Genomic DNA, 24,839 nt, shown 5'->3' with positions numbered 1-24,839 from the left:
AATTAAATGTTTTTTCGTTTTGCGCCCAGTACCGCCAGGCCTATAAAAGCGAGAACAACTACACCCGCCAGCCATTCAACCCCAGATGAGGTCATTGCCGTCGTTTCATCCTTGGTGTCCATTTTTTCCATTTTGTAGCCCTCCACAGTAGAGTCGTTTTGTTCACTTGACGCTGTTGTGTCCATCTCTGCTGCTTGGGCGGCAGATGCTTGTGCGGGTGCGCTCAGCTGCTGTTGGAGGTGCCGGCGTTTTTCCACTTGTTCATCAAGCGACGCACCGGCCATTTTTTCAATTGCTATCTTGAATGCCTCGACCATATCAGGACTTAATACCCCCGGCAGGGAGATAATAGAAACCACCATCTGGTTGAGCAAGGGATTGTTGCAGGTATGCTCGCAACAGGCGACACCTTTTTTAACCACGGAAACAGCATAAGTGGCAGCAAGTTTTTGGGTGACCTCCTTTTCCGGGTTCCAGTATGCTTTACGTATACTTTCCAGCATGCGAGAAGTGATGGATTGATGGGCCCAAGGGGAAGCCTGGTTGAAAAAGTGTTGCAGGCCCAGATCGTACTTGTCTTCCACATACACTTCATAGCTTTGCTGCCACTTGGCGGCATCTATTTTCTCTGGTGTGGTTACCTGCCAGCCCCAGAGATATTCCACATAATTGGCCATTTCCCGAGCACCTGCATAGCCTTCCTTTTTCATACCCTCTATCCAGTGTGGATTAAGATACCTGCTGCGTATTTCCCTGCCCAGAGTTTTTGCAACATCCTCCACTTCTACCTGACCTGTTTGTTGTTGCCTGGTGACCATTGTTTTCGGAGTACGGCCTGAAAGGTGACGGATTGCCATGGATAATCCGCCGAGGTATTGGTAAAAGTCATCGTTATCAAGCAGGCCGTACACGTTGGATGAACGTGAGTGGAGCGCTACATCAACACCTTTGAGCTGTTCTTTGAGTAGTTGCGGGGCATCAAGTCCCCAGTGTTTTTCGCCAAAGGCAAAGCTGGTTCGTTTGCTAAAAACATCGACAATTTCCTGTTCACTCTCCCATATTCCTGAAGCTGCAGCCATTTCAGAAACGCCGTTGCCGTAGCTCCCAGGAGTCTCAGAAAAAATGCGCAGGCGGCTATATTCATCTGCAGCCTGTTCATCCATTCCCTGCGCCTGAAGTATCTGTTTCAGCTGTGCGGTATTTTTTCGAAGCAGGTTGTCCAAATCGGTCTGCCTTATGGCAAGTTGCACCCCTTGGTCGATTAACAGCATTTTGTCTGGGAAAAGATCGCGATAAAGCCCGGAAGCATTGACCATAACATCAATACGGGGGCGTCCAAGTTCTTTGCATGGGATGACCTCCACCCCGGTTACTCTTCCGCCACTGGACCAGGTAGGTCTTATGCCCATCAGATACAAAACGGTTGATTCGTTAACGCCTTCATTACGCAGGGTTTCTGTGGCCCACAGCACCACTGCCACTTTGTTGGGATAGGTCTGTGTGGTCTGTATGTGTTCGGCTATGAGTTGTTCTGCTGCTCTTTTCCCCAGTTCCCACGCTGCTGGAGTCGGAAGCTTTTGCGGGCTATGGCCGTAAAAGTTTTTTCCAGTAGGCAGGGCATTGGGGTTACGAATAGGATCATTCCCTTGGCCAGGAGAAACATATCTTCCGTCAAGCCCATTGAGCAGGGCCGTTAATTCAGCCTGGCCTGAATCCTGGAGCCTGGTGATAATATCGTTTGTTCGCTTTTCGGGGTGGTGTTGGATAATGCTTTGAGCAGTCTCGGCAGCTGCCTCGGTATTCATGCCTCTACCAAAGTGATGCATGCCGTAGGGCATCAGGTTTGCTTTGATTTCTTCTAGATAATGCCCTAACTGGTGCAGCTGTCCCTCCTGCTCATTGTGGAGCTGAGCAGGAGGGACAGCTGCACCATGATACGCATCATGGTGCTGTTGACTTTCTGTTGTAACATCTTTCATGATGCCGGTGCTCTCAACCAGGTCCATCAGTTCGGCATACTTTACCGGAGCTGTATCGCTTGTCCTTGCCTTGGCACGTTCATATTCATTAATCAGCTCTGCCATGCGGCTATACTCTTGGTGCAGACCGGCTTTTTTTAAAGGCGGGGTAAGGTGGGAGATCATCACCCCCCGGCCTCTGCGTTTTGCCTGGATGCCTTCACCCAGATTATCAACGATATAGGGATACAGGTTAGGGACGTCTGCAATCAGTACTTCCGGAGAGCAGGCGGGTGATAACCCTGCCTGTTTGCCTGGGGTCCATTCATAGGTGGCATGGGTGCCGAGGTGAACCATGGCATCGGCCTGGAAACCGTGTGCAAGCCACAGATAGACTGCCAGGTACTGATGATGAGGGAAAATGGTGGTGTCGTGGTAGAGTTTCATTGGGTCATCGCTGAGACCTCGTACCGGTTCAGGCAGCAGCACCAGTTTGCCCAGTTGTACTGCCGGAATCAGAAAATTGTCACCATCCACCATCAGGGGCGTGTCTTCGGGCTGACCCCACTGATTGATAACCTTTTCCTGGAATGCCTGGGGGAGTTGCTTGAACCAGGCTTTGTACTGCTGGATGGGAAGCCTGAGGACCTGGGACGATTGGAGCAGGTTTTCTAATTCGCCCGGCGCCCATGAACCGATATTTCGGGCTGAGGTCATAATCAGTTGCTTGATTGTTTCTTTATCCGGGGCGTTGCCCACCATGTAGCCTTCAGCGGCCAGAGCAGAAAGGATGTTTTCCAGGCTGGCAAAAACATTGAGATAGGAGGCGCCGATATTTTGTTTTCCCTGGTGGTGGTTGTAAAAGAAAATAGCTATCTTTTTGTCGTGGTTTGCCATTTGCTGGAGGGCGAGCCATTTTTTGATGCGGGTAATGATGCGAGTAATATTTTCTGTGATCGGTTGACTGAGATAGTAAGACTTACCTGTATCAGGATCACGAACCTGTTTTTTTGCAGCCAGTGGAGTGGGCTCAATCAGGCCTGAAATTTCGGGGGTGGCAATGGTCCAGGTAATTTCACTGCCGCCTATGCCTATGGGGCTTTGCCGCCACTGATCCAGTGTATCCTGATAGAGGCTTATTGCATTGATGATCGGGACGTTGAGCTGGTCCAGCAAAACTGCAAGTTCATCGGTGAGAGCAGAGTAAAATTTAAGGGAAAGGGCTACAACCAGGTCAACTTGTGCTTTCCCTTGGTTATCAAGAAGAATATTTTCAATTACCTCCTGATCTTTACCAAAGCAGGGTACCGGGGTAAAACCGGCAGCCTCCAATTGGTTAATCAGTAAACGTATCGGTTGTTCCTGGCCGGGGGTGAGTGATGAAGAGAAAAAGAGCAGACCGACTCGTGGCTTTTTGGGAGAAAAGTTTGGGCGTGCCTGCAGCCATTGAAAGTATTGCTGGAGAGATGAAAAAGGTTCCGGTGCATCAGGGTGATAGAGTCCCTGTTGCACCTGCTTTTGTACCGGAGCAAAAGAGAGGGAGGCGTCAAAGTGACGGTGGGCGGCCAGTAACAGCATGTTGCGCATGTTATTAACGCTGAGATGGCTGAAGTACTCGCCGAGTTGTTTGTCAAAAATAAACCCTAGCTTTTTAAGTGGCTCATCATCAATGGAACTACGCAGCGCGTAGATGGTTTTCCCTTGGAAGCCAATGTGGTTTTTTAGATATTCTTCCAGTTCCCGGCCCATGACATCAACAATGATTACTTTCGATTGGTTGATAGCTTTTATCTGCTTTTTATCGTCGGGTTGTATCTCTCCGGCAGATATGACCTTGATATCCACCGGAACTTCAAGTCCCTTTACGGCCTGGTTCGCAAGATAGGAGTCGCCGTCAATAACCAGCAGTGTCAGGTCTGCTGCCATCAGCAGGCATGGAAAAACAAGGGCAAGGACAAGGAAAGGCAGCGGTTTGAGATAACTCATTTTTCCATTCGTGCTTGGGCGCCTGCCAGAAGTGCTGCCAATCCTTTGGCTGTAATCTGCGGCAGGTTGTCCTGGATAAATGGTTTGAGCTCTGCATCCCTGCCGCCGGCAAGCTCAGAAGCTGTCGCCTGGATCCATGCGTCGATGCTGCTGGTATCTTCGATTATTCCACGTTCTACATCATCGCTTACAGTCAGGATCGCTTTCAGGAAATCGGCATACCTGGGCTCAAGGAGGATATGTTCCATCTCTGCCCGTAGAGGAGGAGCTTGTTGTGGATTTACCGCCTTGCTGCAGAGATCGTGAAGACTTATTTTTCGCTCCTTTAACCGTTGAAAGATAGAGCGTTGGGCGGTCAGGCCGTTTTGTTGATGCACAGCTTCTCTCACGCCGGCATACACCGCCCGGGCAATCAGTTCACCCATCTTGGTATGGCCGCCGGTGGAATCAATAGGATAGCCTTCACCCTGGACCACTATAATATTATCAGTCCCTGTGCCGGTTGCTTGATAAATTCGTGGTGAGTAGCTGGAGCGAATGTCAAGATCCTGAAGAGCTGCTGATTTGGCCTCGGTTGCGCTGATAAGAGCCCTGGTCATGGCTCTTGGCGACAGCTGCATATTGGTGAGCAGCATGATGTTGATAGTTCCGGGCTTGTTTATCGCTGCTTGTTCCGGTTCATAAAAGGAACCGGTGTCTTTGCTCATCCGGACACTGTTACTACTGACGCCGGCAGTGACTAAGGCGGTGACTTGCATCTCCTTGAAGCGCTGTGTTGCCACCGAGAGATTATCCATATCGGCACCTGTGAAAAGGATGGACGTCGTTCCTTCCGGCAGGTGCAATGTTTGCAGGGTCTCTTGGCGCAGTGCCTCAATGCCTTGTCTGTGGCCAAGGCCCCAGGATGGTGGCGGGAAATAGTGGTTGGCAACAGTGGTGATTCCTTGTCTTTGTCCTTCTAGTGTAGACACGACGGTCATTGGATGCTTAAAAGTAACCGCCACCGTTTTATTTCGGAAATCTTTGATATTTGTTTCGATGATTTCCGCTTTCTGCACATAGTCAAGATCAAGAGCAAGTTTTTTAGTGCTGATAATTTCTTGGGCCAGAACAAAATTGTGTTCGTCGCCGAACTCCTGATTGTAGATACGAGTAGCTAACCAGGAAACAAAGTAGCCTGTGTGGGTGGCAGCTCTGCAGGTCAGATCGCAGGGAAAGAAAAAAACCTTATTGTTTTTTATCGCATCCACCTCGTTCCATTCAGGCTGATCAAGGATGCTCATGGTAGAGCGATCACCACCGCATCCATAAAGGATTTGTGGGTTGAACTCTTGCCACTGCTCCAGGGTGACCGGAACAATACTGCCGTTTTTATGCCATGTGGGGGCAATGCCGCCGGCCGCTCTGATAAATTCATTTTGAAACGAATCATCTCCAGGGGCCATAATCGTGTCCCTTCCCATGAGCCGCATCACCCGCTGCCGTTTTTCTTGTGGGATTTTGTCAACTTTATCGGCTATGACCTGCAATTGTTGCCTTTCCCGGTTGATAATTTTTGCAGCCTCTTTTTCTTTGTTAAACAACCTGCCTAGGAGTCTGATCTGGGCAAAACCTTCATCAATGGAGGTGGGGGTGAGCTCGACCATGGTGGCCCTGCCGTTAAAACGTTTGCGTACGCCTTGCTGGAGGTCAGCGTAAAAAATGAGGTCCGGTTCAAGGGCGGCTACTTTGTCTAGGTCTGGATTGAAAAAGCCGCCGACAGCCGAAATGGCTGAGCTTTGGGGCGGGAGTACTGAATGGTAGGTTATTCCATGTACTACCTCTTCAGCACCAATGCGCAGCAGGGCTTCAGTTATGGAAGGCACTAGAGAAACCACGCGCTGTGGTGGTTTTTCTATGGAGATTGTATTGCCGGCTGAATCGGTGAAGGAAAAGGGAAATACAGCTGTGTGTGCACTTCCAGGGAAAAGGAGAAACATCATAATGACGATGCCGAGGTTTTTTTTCATTATTTGCTGTGGGTTCGGTTTGTTGTTTGTCACAGAGACAGCCTGATACCATGGGGCTGGCAAAATTTTTATTGACGAGGGGGATCAGCAGCGGGATTTTCTTTTTCCGGAACATACACCATGGAACCATCCTTGAGGCGGTAAGCAACGCCAAGGCGTTGGCCTTTGCCTTTGGCCTTGTCCTTAGTCACTTTTATCGCTTCAATTTTTGTCCCTTTTTTGGTGATGATTTCCATTTCGCCATTGCTGGATTCCTTGGTAATGGTCAATTGTGAATCCTGACGAAGCAAATCTTCGAGGTGGTAGGTACCAAAGAGGGCAAGGAGGAGGCCGACAATAAAGACAAGGCCCAAATCAAAAAGGTTCGCTATTCCGGTCAATGGGTCGTTATCAGAGAGTCCTGCGCCTCTGTTTTGGGTACGTTGAAAATATCTCATTGTCTTTCATCTGGCCTGTTTACATAGTCGCCCATGATTATTTCTGCTGCCAGTTCCATATTTTTTACGTCTTCTTCTGTCCAGCGACGCTGCACCGTAAAAAAGAAATAGCTAACCAGCCCCAGCGTCAGCCCTACCACCGTAGTGGTAAAAGCAATCACTAAATCACCGGAAAGGCGGGTGAGGTCACCTTGGCTGAGTGCAGCAAGCCCGGTACCCATGGGAATCAGGGTTCCTATCAAGCCTAGTCCGGGGCCGATTCGTATCAGCATTTTTAGTCGGTCCAGGGACTTCCATAAGTGGTGTTCTTGTTCACGTAGCAGATGCGTCACTGCCAGGTCCGCATGGGGTTGCTTGGACAGCTCTATAAGCTGTAAACAGCATTGTCGGACAGTAGGCGGAAAGTTGGAGAACGTTTGATTGGTTAATGCAAGCAGGGGATCAATATCATTGGTCAACCGTTTGCGGTTTATCCACAGGCCACAAAAATTGCCGCTGTACATTATCAACCACAGGATAAGGGCTGACAAAAGGAACAGGACCGGAGTAAGCAGGGATGAGGAAACAAGATAAATAAACGATTTAAAGAGTGCTGTTATTTCCATGTTCGTATGTGCGCTTGTAGTGCATTCCAGTTTTTTTGTAGGAGCTGCTCAACACTCCAACGAAAAAGGTTATTCCCATCACTATGAACAGCCAGGGAGAGGAGTGGTGATTGAGTGGAGCAAGGCCGGATTTACTGAGTCTGTAGATTTTATCAATATCGCTAAACTGAGGGACAACCAGGATGGTTATGAGAAAATAGAGCGCTGTTAGGACCATCACGGTGCCAAGGCCATGTATCGGCTCGCTGCTTTTCATGTAACTGACAATGAATGCGCTTATACAGCTGACAGCGAAAAAGCTAAGGTAAAGCCAGACAAACAACCAAGGGGTTTTCGGATATAACGCTTGCAAAAAACCGCCGCTGAAAAGGATCACCGCAAAACAGACCGGACATGGAAGGGAGAGGAGTAGCCAGCCGGAGCTTTTGCTGCGGTTCTCCGGTGGTCGTTTTAAAAGAGCCGCCCCCCAGAGGAGAAGGAGGGCGGCAAGGAGACAGTGGAGGGTCATCCCGTTTTGAAGAAACAGCATGAAGCGCTCCAGGTGCTCCATCAGGTTGCCCTGATGGATGAGGTAGCCGGCAAGCAGGAAAGACAAAAGGTAGCTTACCTGGCAACAGCAGAAAATTGCCCATCGTCTGGGGCCTGTTTCCTGCTGCATGAGGTAGGAGAGACCGGTCCCGCTTTTCACTGCAAAAATTCCCAGTGAAAATGCAAGGCCGAGCAGTAATGATTTTAACTCCACTAATAATCCCAGCGCAGTCCGAGGAACCAGTTGATGCCAGGCATAGGATACCCTTTCACGTAGGCATACTCTTCGTCAAAAAGATTGCGTACTTCGCCGCGCAGGGTGAATGCCCCATAGGTATCAGACTCAAGAAAACGATACGAGGCAACGAGATCGGCAACTGTAGACGAATCAAGTTCAACAACCGGTGTAGGGTATGTTCCAGACTCCCAATCATTGACGTCTTGTTTACCGGCGTAAGCAACGTTAAACCGGACAAACGCACCTGCCCCATTGTTTACAACAAGGCCTGCTGATAGGTTGGTACCACTTACATAGAGGAGATCTTCACCGGTTTGGTCATCCTCATACTTGGTGAGAATAGTCATGCCGAGATAGGGTCTGACTTCCCAGGTCCAACCCATTGGTTCTCCGACATCGTAGCTGATCTCTCCCTCAAAACCGGCAATGGTCGCATCGCCAAGGTTTTTCCAGGTAGCTGAGCCGTCAGCAAGATAATCAGTGGTTATTTTATCTTCAAAATCGGTGTAGAAATAGGTCAGGGAGGCAGTAAGACTTTTGTGTTCAAAGTCGACACCACCCTCATAGGTATTGCTTTTCTCTGGATCGAGATCAGGGTTGCCTACTGTTCTGGTACCAAAGCTGGTAAAATCGGCTGCCAACTGGTCGGCAGAGGGCATTGTAAAGGCCTCTGCATACTGGGCACGAAGTTTCAGTTCGTCGGTAACCATCCAGGCAAGGCCAAACTGCGGGGTTAATCGGTTTTGATCTTCGTCTCTGCCTGCGGGCTCTTTTACTTCAACTTCATACCAGTCGTAACGCAATCCTATGTTTGCGGTGACAGCATCATCGGCAAAACTTGTTTTGCCTAACAGAAATAATGCTGGATTGGTATAGGTGGTTTTTGTTGGAGTCCATGTGTTTTCCACATCATAATCGAGCCAATCAAATCCCGCGGTAAAGGTGGCAATATCAAATGTTCCGGTAACCTGTGCCTGGGCTCCCTGTTGATCTGTTTTGTTGGATGAATCTATGCCGGTATCCCAGCCGGATGCATTGGAGGCAGTCGGACTTTTCCATGTGTTTTCATCCTTACCGAAAAAATAACGTACCATCCATTGATACTGATCATTATCCGTACCCCCATTATATCTAGTATCAATGGAGTAATTGTCCTTGTCTGTGGTATTATCAAGGTCGGGATTGCTGAAATAACCAGGATCACCCGCATCATCTGCATCAAAACCGGTGAAAATGACGCCCAGCCGATTGGTATCTGAGAAGGAGTAACCAAGATTCGCACTTATGCCGGTTTCATAGTTATTTCCTGTGTTTTCAAATCGATCACCGCTCCCGGTGTCATAATCGCCTTCGGTTCTGTAGGTATAACTTCCTGCAAAGTCAAAACCGTTTTGATTAACAGTTCCACCAATAGAGCCTTCTCCAGTGTCAAAACCGCCACCACCGGCTTCTACAAAAGCACTGTTGAGCTTACCTTGCCGGGTGATGATGTTTACCACACCACCCATACCCGCAGACCCATATTGTACGGCTCCCGGGCCACGGATTACCTCGATTCGTTGGACATTTTTGGTCATCAGTTTGGCCACGTTACCGGTACCCGCACGTCGGCCATCCAGTAGAATGAGGACCTTGCCCTGCAAGTCGTTACCATGGGTATCGGTACGAAATCCTCGAATGCCTATGGAGGTGAGGTTGCCGGGGTATTTTTGAATGTGACCAAGTCCTTTTTCTGCAAGCAGGTCGGCAACATTACGGCTTGGTGATTGCTCGATTTCTTCTCGGTTGACGACAGTGAGATTGGCGCTGACTTGTTTTTTTGTTTCAGCGGTACGGCTTGCTGTAACAACAACCTCATCCATTACAGTGGGTTGTGAGGGGGTGGCTGCACTCATAGCAGTTTGAGCATGGAGGCAGGACAGGATGGGAATAAGTAGAGCGGGGTAATACTTCTTCATTGTTATTTCTTCTCCTTTTTAAGAACGGATGCCCGGAGAGAAATAAAAAAAATCCCCGGACCAATTAGTACTACATTGATCCGGGGATGCCCTGATTTAAATCCACAGATGCCTTTGAATCTCTTGTCCACGGAGATTCTGGAAACATGGAAGCCTATTGGGTAATAAGGAGATGTGCGTGGTTCCATGCGGTACCTTTTTTGCGGTACCATTGTTCAGGTAGGTCTTCTGACTATCCCCACTTTCAACGGCCTTCCCGCTTTGGAGCAGTGGCACACATGGTTGAAAGCATTTTTCCTTATTTGTTTATAAGGAGAGGTTTACAGCGGCGGGCCCGTCCCGGATTTACACCGGGTTCCCTTTTAAAGCTTGGTTGTAAGCACCTGAAACAAACAGGAAACAAACAACAAAACGGGAAATAAGGCAAGCTTTTTTTACAGTTAAATCAGTGTGCTACTGAGTGGTATCCGGGGGCGTTTTTTTGTAATTGCCTCAATCACGCAAGAGGAAAAAAATGTGGAGAATTTATTATTGGAGGTAACCGAGGTTGTTCATTGACCAGCAAAATCTTGGATTGGGGGGTACAAAGATAACAGTGTTTCTGTAAATAGCACTGTTAGCCCGGATTTCTCATCAATAAAGTTTTTCGCAGGGCAAGGCACAAGCCGCGCAGCTGTAGTAAACTACCGCAAGTGGCTTGTAACGTAGATCCTGCGGAAAAATCTATTGACCCAAAGGGGGAACTTTTTGATTTAAAACAAAAAACACACTGTTAATAGCACAGGTTACATTTTAGCTAATAATATCAATTTGTTGAGTTTTAAATCAAAAAGTTCATGAGAAATTCGGGTTAGAGATTTTCTCTCCTCCGGCGGTGGTCAACGATGGTGAGGTTAAAGGTCTGGGCAGGGCACCGAAACGGCAAGAAGTGAAAGGTTGGTTGGGGGTAATAAAAAAAGAAGATGCTGGAAAAGGCTGGTAAGTGGTTATCATTTTCCAGCCTTTTTTTATATTATTTACAAGGTGTTGAACCCTTAGAAACGGGTTTGTCCTCTGAAAGAAAGGAGCTATCCTTCAGTGTATCCCTGGGGATTGGAAGATTGCCAGCGCCAGGTATCTTCGCACATTTCAACCACCCCCCTTTTTGCTTCCCAGTTCAACTCTTTCCGTGCTAAAGAGGGGTCCGCCCAACACTGGGCAATGTCGCCGGGTCGGCGGGGAGCTATCTTGTATGGAACCTGCTTGCCGCTGGCTTTTTCAAAGGCACTGACCATATCCAATACTGAGTAGCCTTGGCCTGTACCAAGGTTGTAGGTAACCACCCCTGGGTTTTTTGTGAGTTTTTCCAACGCACGCAGATGTCCAACGGCTAGATCAACCACATGAATGTAATCACGGACACCGGTTCCGTCTGGTGTGGAATAATCATTGCCAAAGACCGAAAGCTCTGCGAGCTTGCCAACTGCAACCTGAGAAATGTAGGGCATAAGGTTGTTGGGAATACCGTTAGGATCTTCTCCTATTTGACCGCTTACATGCGCACCAACAGGATTGAAATAACGCAGCAGGGCAATGTTCCACGTTGGGTCCGGTACGGCCAAGTCCCGCAAAATTTCTTCGACCATCAGTTTGGTTCGCCCGTAAGGATTGGTGCAGGAAAGAGGAAAATTTTCCATGATAGGAACGGTTGCAGGATCGCCATAAACGGTTGCAGAAGAACTAAATACTATATTCTTGACGCCAAACTCCTGCATCACCTTACAGAGGTTAAGCGTACCTGTTATATTGTTATGGTAGTAAGCAAGCGGCTTTTCCACAGACTCGCCTACGGCCTTGAGGCCCGCAAAATGGATGACAGCATCTGTATCTGATGCCTTTTCAAAGACTTCTCGAACCTCCTGTTCGTCCAGTAGATCTGCTTGAAAGAAATCGATAGACGAGCCTGTTAATTTTTCCACTCGATTAATGGATTCCTTGGAGGAATTACTGAGGTTGTCTAAAATGGTAACCTTGTGGCCGGCTTCAAGTAGTTCAAGACAGGTATGGCTACCGATGTAACCGGCACCACCTGTGACTAAGATATGCATTGTATACTCCTGTGGTGGGAATAAAAAAATAACGCAAACTGGAATAACATCAGGTATAATAATGGGTTTGTGAAAAAAGGGCATTGGTTTTTATATCTGCATAGATATTAGATATATATGCCGGTCTGTTTAATTTCTCCCGGTATAATTTTACTTTCTATCGGAAACGAGAAGGGCGGTGGGAACGGTTTGCTGTATAAAATAACATTTGCAATCACTTTTTTTCTGATTTCACTGCTGTCGATTAAATTATCCACAGTTAAGTCCGCTTCCGGCTTTTCAGTGGCAGATAGGTCGCTTGATTATACTGGTGTCTCCTGGGTAATTATTGGTACCCTTGTCGGTGGCATTTCAACCATAGGTACGGTCCAGACGGCCTATACGCATGGGATCTCAGCCTGGATATTTACCCTCGGGAGTGGTGTCTCCTGTCTTTTGCTGGGCTTATTTTTTGCCAAAGGGTTGCGCGAGGCTGGAGTCGTAACAGTGTCCGAATACCTGGGGCGCGCTTTTGGAAGCCGTTTTCGCTCTTATTGCAGTATCGTTAATTCGGTCGGCATGTTTATTCACATCATCGGACAATTTTTGGCATCCATTGCCATTCTTCAAGCAGTGTTTCATTTTAGTGCCGGTTGGGCTGTGTTGTTAACCAGCATATTTATTGGGGTTTTCGTTATTAACGGTGGTATTGCCGGGGCTGGGTTGATCGGCAAAATTAAATTTTTCCTGTTGTATGTTATCATGCTGGTGAGTGCTGGTGTGGCTTTGTACCGGGGCGGGGGCCTGGAAAATATTCTTTCATGCCTGCCACCAGGTGCTGATATGCTCAGTTTGCGTCATTATGGTCTTCAAGCAGCATCTGTTCATATGGCATCCATGGTTGTCGGAGTCCTTTCTACTCAGATATATCTACAGGCTATTTTTTCTGCCGGAGACGTGAAGGAGGCGAGAAACGGCGCTTTCCTCAGTGCTGCGGTGATTCCTCCCCTCGGACTGTTAGGTATTGTTATTGGGTTGTATTTGCGAGCGAATTTTTCTGAAATCAGCGGTGGTACGGCTCAGGCTCTTCCTTTTTTCCTCTACCATAGCTTTCCGCCCCTTATTGCAGCTTTTTTTTCTGCTGGCATCCTGCTGGTTGTGCTCGGTACCGGAGCAGGGTTATTGCTTGGCGTTACCACCAATATATACAACGATTTCATAGACCGGAAAACAAAGGAACATCACCTTTTAAAGCCGTTGTCATTGCTCCGTGCCTTGACTCTTTTTATTCTTTTTTGCGCAGCGATGCTGGTTTTTACCGGGCTGGATTCGGCAATCCTTAAATGGAGTTATATGTCAATGGGGTTACGTGGCTCTGCTGTGTTTGTGGGACTTGTTATTCTGGTTTTTTTCAAAAAATTGTCGCGCTCGAGATGGGTGGTTTGCTTGCTGTATCTTATTCCGGTGGTTTATGTGTTGATGAATATCAATTTGGTCGGAGAAAGCTGATAATCGCTTTTTTAAAAGCCCAATGACGGAGGATTGTTAGGCTGGATTAAATGTGGTGTGCCTTGGCTGTTGAGGTTTTCTTTGTATACAGTATGATGCCTGTGACGGATGAATCCTTTTTCTCTTCTTACCTGATAGTTAGTTATTATGATGTTACCCAAACTCACCCTTGCCGACCTTGCCCGGTCCGGACATGTTACGCGCTGGCATAGTGTTCGTACTTCCAGAGATCAGACACTGGCAGAACATCACTACATGGTCACCCGTATCTCCAACAAGCTTGCCAAAGATATCATTGGGCCTGATTTGTCCGATACCGATCTGCTGCAGATTATGGAATACGCCTCACTTCACGACACACCTGAACTCCTTACGGGTGATTTGCCAAGCCCGCTTAAACAGCATATTGAGCATTTAAGTGGAGATAATAATCCCATTGAGGCCATAGAAAGAGAGATTGCTCCCTGGTTGTTTGAGATGAAGGAGGCCATCCGTCGTGAGCACCCAGAGCATCTGCTGATTGTGAAGCTTGCCGATATAATTGATGCCCTTGTTTTTATTACTGATGAAGGTATCGGAATACATGCAAAAAAGGTTATTGAACTTCTTTACCAGATGCTTGAAAATAAACTCAAACAAGGAATAACCACTTTTCCCCAATATAATTGGCGGCGAACAATTGATTTGCTCAACGAATTGTTGCAGAATGCAGAGGAATCAAAGGTGGCTTTCGAATTGCAACCATAAGCGGCGCTCCTATTGCTTTGTGGAACCAAGTTCTTTGTTCACCTGAGTCCACCACCTTTGTTGTATCTTCGGTGAATAGTAGAGCGATGTGTCCTGATCGAATGTAGTATGTTGTTTCAGTATCTCTTCGTTATAACTGTTGATAATATCTTGAATCCAGACAATGGCAAGCCGTTGCGCCTCCATTGCCGTATTGCCCACGATGGGTAGCCCTTTGCGGTAATGGCTCTTTTCTTTGGTTATCTTTTGCGCTGTAATTTCCAGTAACGCAAAGTGAATTTGTTCGTGTTGAAGGACGTAGCCTTTTTTTGCTGCAGGTATGTTTGGATTCCACCAAGAATTTTCCGGTATGAAAACAGCTTCAAATGCAAGATTGTCGATGTCGGCAAAGTACAGCGGAACCCCATTGAAAGAGCTTTTCCTTACCATGATTTTCGTGGAACTTTTGGGACGTATTTGTACACTGGAACGGGCATTGAAATGTTCTTCCTGCCCGTTTGTGCCTTCTTGCAGCGATGGCGCACGAAAATCTTTTTGTTGCAGTTGCCGGTATGCGAAAAAAGTTGTGGGCTGTTTTGATGCCGGCCGAATCTTCGGGGCCGCATACTCAGGCAATTGGGTACAACTGGATAAAAGTGCTACTACAAAGAGCAGGGAGAAAAGGCGAGCTTGATTGGAAAAAGCAAAAGGCGTGGGAGCCCGCGAGCTGGTTGCAAGAAACAAGCGCAGTAGAGTGCCGGGATTGTCAGGGGGACGATTTGCTGCTTGTTTCCAGAGGAGCATTGGTCTAAGCTTGTACGCAGCAAAAGAGAGAAGTGATGTGTGTTAATTGAGGACAGTGCTTCTTTTTTTGATAAAAAAAAAGAGCGTAGAAAACAATCTACCAAACAGGCATTGTTAGCGCCTGCCTGGTAGATTAAAAAGGCTTTGGTAACGTAATGAGGTGTTACATGCCGGTTATGATACTTTCTACACGGCGATTCTTGGCACGTCCTTCTTCAGTGTCGTTACTGTTGGTAGGTTTAGCTTTACCGAACGAGCTTAAGGTGATTCTTTTGTTGTCAATGCCACCTTTTTCGACCAGGTAGGCACGCACACTTGCTGCGCGTCGCTGGGAAAGCTTGAGGTTGTACTCTTCTGAACCAATATTGTCTGTATGACCAGCCAGGGTAACGTGAGCTTTTGGATTTTCCTGAAGGAGAATTGCAAGTTCATTCAGTGCCACATAGTTTTCTGGTTTTACAACGTCTTTGTCAAAGTCAAAAAGAACGTTGTTGACGCTGGTGCCTACAACTTGTGCTTTGGGCATTTCTCCCTCTTTGACCATGAAAAGAGGGTTGGTCAGCCATTCCGGATGACCGAGAAGTTTGGAGAATTGAATAACTTTTCCACAATCACTGGCGCTAGCAACAGCGTTGACAGCTTGGTCACCGTTGGTATCGTCGTCGGTGTCAATAACGTAAAAGCAGACTTTATATTTTTCTGCAAGTTGTTTGGCGATCATTCCAGGGGCGGGAAGTCCACGGTTCGCTGTGAACTGGCCATCGGTAAAAAGAAAGACAACTGTTTCACCCTGCAGTTTGGCAAGGATAGGCTCCAGAGAAACGAGTCCGTTTTGGAGCAACGTTGTTCCTGAGGGCTTGGAAGGGAGCGTGTCGATGGTAGAGGTAAAGGCTCCTTTGTCGTATGTCTGCATGGGTAAATAGCTTTTGAATGCTTCTTTACCAAATCCGGGCGTAAAGGTATAAATACCAGCCTGCCAGTCAAGTGCGGGTAACGTAGAATTTTTTTCAGTTAGTATCTGCCGTTCGATGTCCAGTCGCATTTGATCGCCACTTTTGGCTTTCATGGAACTGGAAGAGTCATAAAGGATAATAAAGTTGTCTGCCAGTTTCACAAAGACCACTTCTTTTGCAAATGCCGTGGTGGATAAACATGAAGCAAGCAACAGGGTCAGGCCGACAATAAAACTCTTGTGGATCATCCTCATTGTGTTCTCCTTCGTTGATGTTGTAGAAAGTAAGATAACGATTTGACTATAAAAGAATAATGCAGGAGTGGAAATAGGTCAATCTTGAATTTACAGAAAAAAAGACCTGGCCTGTGAAGTATTGGCCCAGCTCAGGTTGATCGTAACTGAGCCATTGCCAAGCTTAGATATGGTGATACGATATACTCGTTTTGTGTGTTATATTGTTGTTGACAAGAGGTTGATTATATTTGCCCTATCTGACACACTTCACAATGCTGATTCTGATTACGTACAAAACTCAGCCAATTATCTACTGAAACAGACAGGGGACTGATTTTATTTCTCTTTTAAACCCGGGAGACAGATTAATTTTCATAAAAAACCATGAAAAAAATCAGTCCCCTACCTCAGTACTGAGAAATTTAATCTGTCTCCCGAGTCCCAAAAAAAAATGCTGAGTTTCATTGGTAATCAGAATGCTGATACCGTCTTGTACGCAGTGTTTTCATCATAACCGGAATGCTGACAGATTCCTCTGTTTTTTATTTTCATTAAATACGACTCAGTAATATGATTTATCGACGATTTGGAAAGACTGAACTGGAGATGCCTGTTTTTTCTGCTGGTGGGATGCGATTTATGCAATCCTGGCAAGATGTTGCACAGAAAGACATAGAGCAGGCACAACAAAAAAAGCTACAGAAAATAATTGCCGGGGCTTTGGATCTGGGGATCAATCACGTCGAGACTGCGAGAGGATACGGGTCTTCAGAACGACAGCTTGGTCTTGTCTTGAAAGAATATGAGAGAGAGAATTTTATTGTTCAAACCAAAGTCGAGCCTGTTGCAGATCCCTTACTGTTTCGTGAACATGTGCTTGATTCCTTGCGCAGGTTGCAGGTGGAAAGGGTAGATCTTTTAGCTTTACACGGGATTAATTCGCATAAACAACTGTGGCATGCTTGCCGACCCGGCGGTTGTCTCCATGCTGCAAGATTGCTGCAAAAGCAGGGGAAAGTGGATTGGGTTGGTTTTTCCGGGCATGCTTCAACTGATGTTTTGCTACAGGCAGTCAATCATGACCAGGATGGCGGTTTTGATTATATCAATTTGCATTGGTATACAATTTTTCAGCGAAATGAAAAGGTATTAGAGGCTGCTTCCGTACAGGACATGGGGACTTTTATTATTAGCCCTACCGATAAAGGAGGGATGCTGCACACCCCACCACTTCTTCTAGAGGAGCTTTCCGCTCCACTCACTCCAATGCAATTTAATGACCTTTTTTGTCTGCAGCATAAGGCGATACACACAATAAGTATTGGAGCCGCAAAACCTGATGATTTTACCGATCACGTTTTGGCTTTACAATATATAAAGGATCTTGATCTTGTCGGAAATATTTATCAAAGGTGGCAAAAGCGCATGTTGGCGGTAAGTGGTAATTGTTCTCCAGACAGCCATTGGGAGATGTTTCCCGGCTGTGGGGAAACACCAGGATGTATGAACATACCAATGATATTGTGGTTATATAATCTTGCGACAGGGTGGGATTTGCTGGCCTATGCCCAGGCAAGATACTTTATGCTGGGGAAAGGAAACCAGTGGGTGCCAGGCAATAACGCAGCCTGTATTGTGGAAGACGATGTACAGGTATTTGCAGAAAAGTTCCACCTACCGGCCCGTGAACTTTTGCTAAAGTTACAACAAGCTCATGAGCTGCTCGTGAAAAAGGAAAAGGAGAATGTGTAAGCACCTGTTTTTCGCATGCGAAAAGGTAACTTTTTTTATTCTGTAAACAGATCTTCTTGATGGAGTAGCCTGCTAACTTTATCAAGCATTTCGTGATAATTTTTTTGGTTGATCCGCAGGTTAAGGGTCAGCTCTCCATTTGCTGTTCCTGAATCAGGCGTAAGGTTGAAATCTTTCTTGCTTGTATGCCTGCCAAAGTATTGCTGCCTTATTTTTGTAATCTTTTTGGTGAACTGTTTTTGGTTGGTAACAGCTGATTGTGTTCCTTTCTGCTGCATGAGGCGGATAAAAGTCGCTGCTTTTTGCGGGGTATCCATTGCCTTGGTCAGCAGTAGTTGAACGTCCTTATGCGCGATGGCTTTACTCAAGCCTGTTTCCCTCTCTTTTAATAAGGTAAGTATACTTTGGAGTTGTGGTCGTGTAGGAGCAAGTGGTTTTATTATTTCCAGGTAGAGGCTGTCTCGGTCATGGGGGTCTTTGATTGGGGCGAGGATTTCAGCTGCTATGGAGAACTGGAGCTTTTCATTGATCACATCGTTGATAATCTCTGGTGATTCGTTGCGCGTTCGAATTTGATTAACTTTGCGGTATTTATGAATCGTAGTGTGGGAAACTTTCTGGCCTGGAGCACCAATACCCAATGTCTCGCCGAATTTTTCAGCAAGCATGGTGTTGTTCAAGTGCATGGTATCACTGGCAGTATCAAGAAAATTCCCTATTTCAACAGGGTTGAGGTTTCTTCTTTTGGTATTTTCGGCAAGTGAAATATTAAAAAAATCTTCAGTGGTGAAATCCCGCTCCTGAAAAATTTTGGCTTCTATCCACACTCTCCCTATGCGTTTGGCTGCTTGGAATCTTCTGAAACCACACAGGATTTTGTAATAACCATCATTTTTACGCAGTAAAACTAAAGGGTGGAGTAATCCGTTTTTTTCAATGGATCCTGCGAGTTCGTCAATATATGATTCTCTGGTGAGTTCATCGTACTGTGCGTCGTTATGAATACGGAAGATATATTGTAGATCCTCCTCCTTTTGTGTCTCTATACTTTTGAGCTGAACTTTTCTTACCAAAGGCATTTTTTGTTGAAACTGCTGCATAGCCCGCCACAGCTTTTCCGCCGTATGTTCGGCAATCCCTTTTTCTCTCACAAGTTCCGGAGCAAGAGTCAATAGTATTGAGCTTACATTGGTATTGTAAAAACCCTCGAGATAGTTTTTTTGGCGATAAAGTTGGTTGAGATGGTCGGGAGAGTGCCCGCAGTAGATGGATCCTGGAGGTGCCAGGTCTGTAGTTATTCCCTGGTCCTCGATGGCGACCCTGTATTTACTGATCTGCGAAGGGGAGATGGTTGGATTATGTGGTTTTTCAGGTACGCCTCGTTCTCCTTGACCATAACCGAAAAGGATGTGTTTCCCTTGCGGTAGTGTGGTGTCGGCGACCTGAACAATAAGAACCAGCGGCGCCATATCATTTTCCAGTATCTCGTCTGTGAAACGTTTGATATGGACTAGAAAGGTATCTGTAACTTTTTTTCGTGTTTTCACCGCCTGCATGTCTGTCAGATCAATAAGTGTTTTCTTGTATTTGTTATTAATAACGGCATAACTTTGAAGCTGTTGAGCCAGCACAAAGCCCAGATCGGTGAGAGAGTGTTGGTCCTCCTTGTTTGTGTGGCTCGGCAATCCGTTAGGCACGAGGAGCAGGATATTATTGTTGCCGAGAAAAGTGCTGATCGATCTGTTTTTTTGCTGGTTACTTTTCATCTTGTTCGTTTACCGGTATCTGGAAAGTTATTTGAGCAAGCGCCTTATGAGCCCCTTCAAGTGCAAGGTCTGCCAAGTGTGAGCCGTATGTGGAATTATTTGTACGACCTACTATTGCATCAAGTACTTCACCTGGCTTGACAAGCTCTGCGGAAGTGACCGGCAAAAAGGCAGGCTTGTCATTGTCATCGTTGCTGTGCAGTAAATTTGCGGTAACCAGGTTTGCTGCGATTGCCTTAATCACACTGGTTGGAGTGCCTTTGAGCCTGTCGGCCAGTGAAGTGACGGTAGTCGTGCGTCTGTTATGAAAGTCTGTATAAACATGGTGGAGAATATCAAAAGCAAGCTGCAACCGTCGCTGCGGCACAATGGTATCTGTAAAAGGGAGGTAATTGTTTCGATGTTGTATCCCGTAAGCGAGGGCCGCACCTGAAAGAATAAAATTCCATCCTAAGTAAACCCATACAAGAAAGAGGGGGACCGTCGCAAAGGAACCATAAATAGCATTGTATTTAGCTACCCCTACCTGAAGAATGATATATACTTTTTGGGTCAGAAACCAGAATATAGAAGCAAAGAGTGCGCCGGTGAATGCGGCGGATGTTGTGACCCTTGCCCTTGAAAAAAAGAGGTAAACCAGCATCAGGGTAATGATGATAAAAACAAAAGGCAAAAAATTAAACAAGGCGGCTATCATCCAGTCCAGTGGGATGATAGTTTGGATGTAGCTCATCATCCGTTCGCTGGCGAGAATGGTCTCACCGGCAAGTGCCATATTGATGGAAATTGGGAGCAAGATGAGCAGTGCCAGGTAATCCATCACTTTGCGAAACAGAGGGCGCCCTTTTTCTTCCCTCCATATATCATTCATGGCGTCTTCAATTGTGCTGAAAACCATTATGACAACTAGTAGAGTACCGCCAATACCAAAAATACCCAGCGCCGCAAAATTGGTTTTGTCAACATAGTTAAATATGGTGTCGACTGCTCGGTAAAGGTGTGCAGTCATCGTGTTTTGGACTGGTTTTTCAAGCAGATCAGGACTGGTGGACTCAGGTTGTGTTTGGTGAACAGTTGGGCGTGGCTCCACCTGCTCAATAAAGCGAATAGCTGCAACTCTCAGTTGGTCGCCACTCCCAAGCCCCTTGAGAACCGCAGTGCTCATGGCAAGTAAGGGCACCATCGACAAGATGACTGAGTAGGTGAGGGCGGATGCTCTAATGGAAATTTTCGCTCTGGTTGCTTCTATGCAAACAATGATGAGAATTCGTGCAGCGCAGCGTAATCCTCTGCTCAGGGCGGTGCTTGTAGCGGTCTCTGTGAAGGCCCATTTGATGATTGGGGTTGACCAGTTTTGAAAGTTACCTGTCATAGTGCTCCACTGACTAGCCCGAATCTCTCATGAACATTTTGTCATTTTCCGGAAAGATATGTAATTTCAGTTTGATACTATAAAAATAAATTAGATACAAAATTAACAAAATGTTCACCACAGGTCAGTCCATGCGGTACCATCTTCTTCAGTATTTTGGCAGTATATATAGCCTACTATCGGAGTCTGCGCTTACCTATTTACTACCAAAAACTTTGAACCTGGTACCGCCTGAACTGATGAGAAATCCGGGCTAGTGTCCCGTTAAAAGTATTACGTACTGGATGGCCTATTTACCCATTTCCCGGAAGAGCCATTTCTCTATGATTTCAAAAACTATTTCACGCTTAATAGGCTTGGAAATATAATCGTTCATCCCTGCATTCAAGCAAATTTCTCGATCACCTTTCATTGCATTTGCAGTCATTGCGACGATTGGAATGGTATTGAATCCACGTTCACGGATGATTTTGGTCGCTTCCAGTCCATCGGTTTCCGGCATCTGAACATCCATAAATATGAGATCAAATTCATCGGGTGCAGAGGTAAAGGTATCAATGGCTATTTTTCCATTTGCCGCTACTTGCACATTGTATCCGGCCTTGGTGAGAATGAGGGTTGCCAGCCTCTGGTTCACCGGATTATCTTCTGCCAGAAGAATTCGTATCGATTGTTTGAGTTCCTCGCGAACGCTATACTGGGTGATGAGTTGTTCTTTGGAAGGGTCTTTAGTCTCCTTCTGCTCTTCTCCCAGAAGTTTTTCCATGGTTTTAAAAAGAATCTCGCGACGGGTCGGTTTGGTAAGAAATGCATTAAATCCAGCCTCATTGCATTTTTGGGCATTACGATCATTTGATGAGGTGTAGGCAAGCAGTGGTGTCCTTTTAGCCGTTGGTATCTCATTGCGAATCATGTGCGCGAGCGCATATCCATCAGGTACAGGCATCTGGATGTCAAGAATGATCAAATCAAAATTTTTGTTTTGCGCTACGGATTTTTCCATGGCCGCACGAACCTGACTGCTATCGTGTATTGCAACAACATCAAGGCCTGCTGTGTCAAGGATATGCTTGAGGATATTGAGGTTTGTCAGATTGTCATCGACAACCAGTACCCTTTTTCCTGTGAGGGAAACCTTGCCGAAATTTTTTATGTGTTGCTGTTTTGATTTTTTGAGTTTGGTCGTGAAATGAAATGTACTTCCTTGACCAGGCTGACTCTCTGCCCATACATTGCCTCCCATCAGTGAGGCAATCTTACGGCATATGGAGAGGCCCAATCCGGTGCCGCCGTATTCCCGGGTGGTTGAACCGTCAGCTTGGCGAAAGGCCTCGAATATGGATTCTACTTTGTTGGCCGGTAACCCAATACCGGTGTCACGCACATGCGCATGAATCTCAATTTGGGTATCTGTTTCCCGGTCGACTCGTATTGCCAGCTCAATTTCGCCCTGCTTGGTAAATTTTACAGCATTGCCCATGAGGTTAACAAGGACCTGACGAAATCTTCCTGGATCCCCCATCACGTTTGCGGGGAGGTTGTTGTCAATTCGGCAAAGCACTTCAATCGGCCTGCTTTCCACTTTGGGCCGGATCAAGTCGCAGACATCCTGTGCAGTTATTTCAGGATCAAAATCAATGCACTCCAGGTCTAATTTTCCTGCTTCTACTTTTGAAAAATCGAGGATGTTGTTGATCAAAGAAAGTAGAGCGTCTGCACTACGCTTTATGGTTTGTGCAAATTCTTTCTGTGCTTCATTAAGAGGGGAGTCTAACAGCATGTCGGTAAAACCAATGATGCCATTCATTGGTGTCCGTATTTCATGGCTCATTGCAGCAAGAAATTCACTCTTGGCTATATTTGCTGATTCGGCAGCTTTTTTTGCACTGCGAAGTTCTGCTGTCTGTTGCCTAATTTCGGCCTGGAGGGTTTTAGAGTAATTGTGCTGCTGTTCTTGTATTTTCCTGTAATTCTCTTCGTTTTCGACCATTATATCCTGGAACTTTTTTTCGAGAACTCCGGATTTTCTGTCGAATTGTTTTTTTTGGATTCGCAGGCGGCTGATCGTGTCTTCGGTCTCTTTATGAGCAAGGAAAAGCCGGAGACTTAAGCGGACGACGGTGGTCAGCCAATGGGGGGGGAGTGTCTCTTCAGGCGTTGCAGGGGTTGCGAGTACAACGCATTGGAGATCAGGAACGGCATGCAGGGCAAAACATCGCCTTTTGTGCTGAATCCCTACTTCAGAAGATTTATCAAGGCTGTCAAAGATGAGCTGCCTGGCCTCATCCGAGGTAATGGGGTAATTTCCTGATGCCTTATGATTGCCGTCATGGTCAGCACAGAAAAATAATAACTGTTCGGTTTCCTGTTCAAGGTGGTTGCACAGAGTGGAAAGTGTCTGCACAGGATCGACCAGATCAGCAAATAAATTCTTGAGAGCCATGGATTTATTTCCCGTACATGCTGGTTATTTTTTCCAGTTCTTCCGGCAAATCTTCGGCGAGTACTTTGTATTCAGCTATATTTTTCTGTACATGGGCTGAAAGTCCTGGGGAAAGCTGCGGATATTTATCATCTTTGACGGAAAATCCAAGCTGGTTCACTATATACTCCGCAATTTGTAAAATCGCGGTGGGTGAGTTAGGTGCTGGTTCGTTGTTGTCAAGGTGATGATCTCTGATCGCTTCGGCTAAAGGTTCGGCAATTTGCCATTCAAGTGCAAGTAAATAACCGATTTGACAATGATCTGTGTTTAGCTCCCTTTGTTCGAGTGCAACAATATCCGGTGAGTTTTCCTCCAGCTGGTCGATTATTTTAAAAAAAGAATTACGTGCTGTCTCAAATTCAACAATTAGCCCTATATCATGCAATATTCCAGTGAGATAGGCGTCGTCGCCGTCTATTGACAAAATTCGTTCTGCAATCATTTTGCAACATAGGCCTACAGCCGCACTGTGAGACCACAAACGCTTAGGTTCGAACCCCGGATTGTCTGTGTCTGTATCGATCATGCCCTGTATTGCGTCGGTAACGGCAATATTATGCAGGTTTTTCATGCCAAGGAGTGCAACGGCCCTGGAAATGGAGTCAACATTGCGTGACATTCCAAAAAAAGAACTGTTGACAAGGGTAAGGAGTCTGGCAACAAGGGCGGGGTCCAGGCGAATGACTTCTTCAAAATCCTGGAGGGTTGAGTCTTCATCGTTTATAAGTTGAGCCAGCCTGGTTACAATATGCGGCAGCGTCTTTGTTTTTTTAAATTGTTGAATGAATTTTTCAGCCGCATCCATTGTGCATCTCCTTGTGCTTGGATTTTATCCAACTGCCAGTGGGGTGTAGAGGCTCAGGAGGCTTCCTGGCTGCTCTTTGGTATTGCTAGTTAAAATGACAACTGTGGTTGATGATGGTGCCAACCACAGTTTCCAGTGCGTCTTGAATCATTGCTTTTTCCGCCACTCTCCCGGGGTATTGCGCTTACCTGCTGCGAGGCTTGTGCCTTGCCCTGCGAAAACTTTATTGATGAGAAAGCGCTGGGCTAGAGTGAGGAAAGAAAAGGAATTGCCCAAGGTGGCTTTAAGCCTTGATTTCCTTTTTTGTAACTGCCTCTGCCTTGATGCGATCAAGCAACTCTGCCAGCACAGGCTTTATGTTTTCGCGTAAGTCACCGGCAACGATAATAAATAGGAGGTCGTCGCCAGGTTGAAATTTTCCAGAGTGGGCCTCGACAATAATTTCGTAAATTCCTTCTTTTGCGAGATATTCCTGGCGAAGTTTGTCGATTTTTGCATGGTCGACGATGGTTTCCAGAGCCTGGACCTGTTGTTTGTCAGCTCTGGACCAATTGCGTACGGTCCCATTGTGAATAAGGATCATTCCGACGTTATCTGTGAAATCAGGTCTTTTTTTCAGGGATTGAATCGTTTTTGTGATATCCAT

Annotated in this window: 17 protein-coding genes and 1 riboswitch; of the genes, 3 read left to right on the top strand and 14 right to left on the bottom strand. The window is 46.4% G+C overall.

The window, feature by feature from the left end; genetic code table 11:
* Positions 1 to 2 precede the first annotated feature (2 nt).
* The 7 genes from JWH17_RS15345 to galE form a co-directional block, all read right to left on the bottom strand.
* A complete protein-coding gene (locus JWH17_RS15345) occupies positions 3 to 3,944 on the bottom strand; it encodes a cobaltochelatase subunit CobN (protein WP_205223511.1) in 3,942 nt (1,313 codons plus the stop codon).
* Positions 3,941 to 5,953, bottom strand: coding sequence for a helical backbone metal receptor (locus JWH17_RS15340; protein WP_205223510.1), 2,013 nt, complete (start codon positions 5,951 to 5,953; stop codon positions 3,941 to 3,943). Before JWH17_RS15340 ends, JWH17_RS15345 begins: the two co-directional genes overlap by 4 nt.
* 68 nt (positions 5,954 to 6,021) lie before the next feature.
* Positions 6,022 to 6,390, bottom strand: a complete 369-nt coding sequence (locus JWH17_RS15335) for a DUF2149 domain-containing protein (protein ID WP_205223509.1) — start codon at positions 6,388 to 6,390, stop codon at positions 6,022 to 6,024.
* Positions 6,387 to 6,995: a MotA/TolQ/ExbB proton channel family protein gene (locus JWH17_RS15330; RefSeq protein ID WP_205223508.1), complete on the bottom strand. Its 609-nt coding sequence runs from the start codon at positions 6,993 to 6,995 to the stop codon at positions 6,387 to 6,389. The genes JWH17_RS15335 and JWH17_RS15330 overlap by 4 nt, the downstream gene beginning before the upstream one ends.
* The gene (locus tag JWH17_RS15325; RefSeq protein ID WP_205223507.1) at positions 6,973 to 7,737 is read right to left on the bottom strand and encodes a DUF2162 family putative transporter; all 765 of its coding nucleotides are present in this window, start codon (positions 7,735 to 7,737) and stop codon (positions 6,973 to 6,975) included. The genes JWH17_RS15330 and JWH17_RS15325 overlap by 23 nt, the downstream gene beginning before the upstream one ends.
* Complete coding sequence (locus JWH17_RS15320) at positions 7,737 to 9,719, bottom strand: TonB-dependent receptor plug domain-containing protein (protein ID WP_205223506.1); 1,983 nt, start codon at positions 9,717 to 9,719, stop codon at positions 7,737 to 7,739. The genes JWH17_RS15325 and JWH17_RS15320 overlap by 1 nt, the downstream gene beginning before the upstream one ends.
* Positions 9,720 to 9,920: 201 nt before the next feature.
* Positions 9,921 to 10,121: riboswitch (cobalamin riboswitch) on the bottom strand.
* Positions 10,122 to 10,786: 665 nt separating this feature from the next.
* On the bottom strand, positions 10,787 to 11,806 hold the full coding sequence (galE, locus tag JWH17_RS15315; RefSeq protein ID WP_205223505.1) for a UDP-glucose 4-epimerase GalE: 1,020 nt from the start codon (positions 11,804 to 11,806) through the stop codon (positions 10,787 to 10,789).
* Positions 11,807 to 11,995: 189 nt separating this feature from the next.
* Between galE and JWH17_RS15310 the strand changes: the two genes are divergently transcribed.
* Positions 11,996 to 13,294 carry a sodium:solute symporter family protein gene (locus JWH17_RS15310; RefSeq protein WP_205223504.1) on the top strand — a complete coding sequence of 433 codons (1,299 nt, stop codon included), beginning with the start codon at positions 11,996 to 11,998 and terminating at the stop codon, positions 13,292 to 13,294.
* A 147-nt stretch (positions 13,295 to 13,441) separates the two neighbouring features.
* Positions 13,442 to 14,041: a YfbR-like 5'-deoxynucleotidase gene (locus tag JWH17_RS15305; RefSeq protein WP_205223503.1), complete on the top strand. Its 600-nt coding sequence runs from the start codon at positions 13,442 to 13,444 to the stop codon at positions 14,039 to 14,041.
* A 9-nt stretch (positions 14,042 to 14,050) separates the two neighbouring features.
* On the opposite strand, the gene JWH17_RS15300 is transcribed toward JWH17_RS15305, so the two are convergent.
* Together JWH17_RS15300 and JWH17_RS15295 are read right to left on the bottom strand one after the other, a co-directional pair.
* Complete coding sequence (locus JWH17_RS15300; RefSeq protein ID WP_205223502.1) at positions 14,051 to 14,824, bottom strand: hypothetical protein; 774 nt, start codon at positions 14,822 to 14,824, stop codon at positions 14,051 to 14,053.
* 163 nt (positions 14,825 to 14,987) lie between these two features.
* On the bottom strand, positions 14,988 to 16,031 hold the full coding sequence (locus tag JWH17_RS15295; RefSeq protein ID WP_205223501.1) for an OmpA family protein: 1,044 nt from the start codon (positions 16,029 to 16,031) through the stop codon (positions 14,988 to 14,990).
* Positions 16,032 to 16,583: 552 nt separating this feature from the next.
* On the opposite strand from JWH17_RS15295, the gene JWH17_RS15290 reads away from it, so the two are divergent.
* Complete coding sequence (locus tag JWH17_RS15290; protein ID WP_205223500.1) at positions 16,584 to 17,765, top strand: aldo/keto reductase; 1,182 nt, start codon at positions 16,584 to 16,586, stop codon at positions 17,763 to 17,765.
* A 35-nt stretch (positions 17,766 to 17,800) separates the two neighbouring features.
* Here JWH17_RS15290 and JWH17_RS15285 read toward each other — a convergent pair whose 3' ends face one another.
* The 5 genes from JWH17_RS15285 to JWH17_RS15265 all read right to left on the bottom strand — a co-directional run bounded on the left by JWH17_RS15285 (position 17,801) and on the right by JWH17_RS15265 (position 24,839).
* Positions 17,801 to 19,531, bottom strand: coding sequence for a ParB/RepB/Spo0J family partition protein (locus tag JWH17_RS15285; protein ID WP_205223499.1), 1,731 nt, complete (start codon positions 19,529 to 19,531; stop codon positions 17,801 to 17,803).
* The gene (locus JWH17_RS15280; RefSeq protein ID WP_205223498.1) at positions 19,521 to 20,903 is read right to left on the bottom strand and encodes a YihY/virulence factor BrkB family protein; all 1,383 of its coding nucleotides are present in this window, start codon (positions 20,901 to 20,903) and stop codon (positions 19,521 to 19,523) included. Before JWH17_RS15280 ends, JWH17_RS15285 begins: the two co-directional genes overlap by 11 nt.
* Before the next feature lie 289 nt (positions 20,904 to 21,192).
* Positions 21,193 to 23,346, bottom strand: coding sequence for a response regulator (locus JWH17_RS15275; RefSeq protein ID WP_205223497.1), 2,154 nt, complete (start codon positions 23,344 to 23,346; stop codon positions 21,193 to 21,195).
* Positions 23,347 to 23,350: 4 nt separating this feature from the next.
* A complete protein-coding gene (locus JWH17_RS15270) occupies positions 23,351 to 24,193 on the bottom strand; it encodes an HDOD domain-containing protein (protein ID WP_205223496.1) in 843 nt (280 codons plus the stop codon).
* A 283-nt stretch (positions 24,194 to 24,476) separates the two neighbouring features.
* Positions 24,477 to 24,839, bottom strand: a complete 363-nt coding sequence (locus JWH17_RS15265) for a molybdenum cofactor biosynthesis protein MoaE (protein WP_205223495.1) — start codon at positions 24,837 to 24,839, stop codon at positions 24,477 to 24,479.

It is taken from the genome of Desulfogranum marinum (genome assembly GCF_016918565.1).
In the GTDB taxonomy this organism is placed as follows: Bacteria; Desulfobacterota; Desulfobulbia; order Desulfobulbales; family Desulfobulbaceae; genus Desulfogranum; species Desulfogranum marinum.
This window is presented reverse-complemented; position numbering and strand designations above follow the sequence as displayed.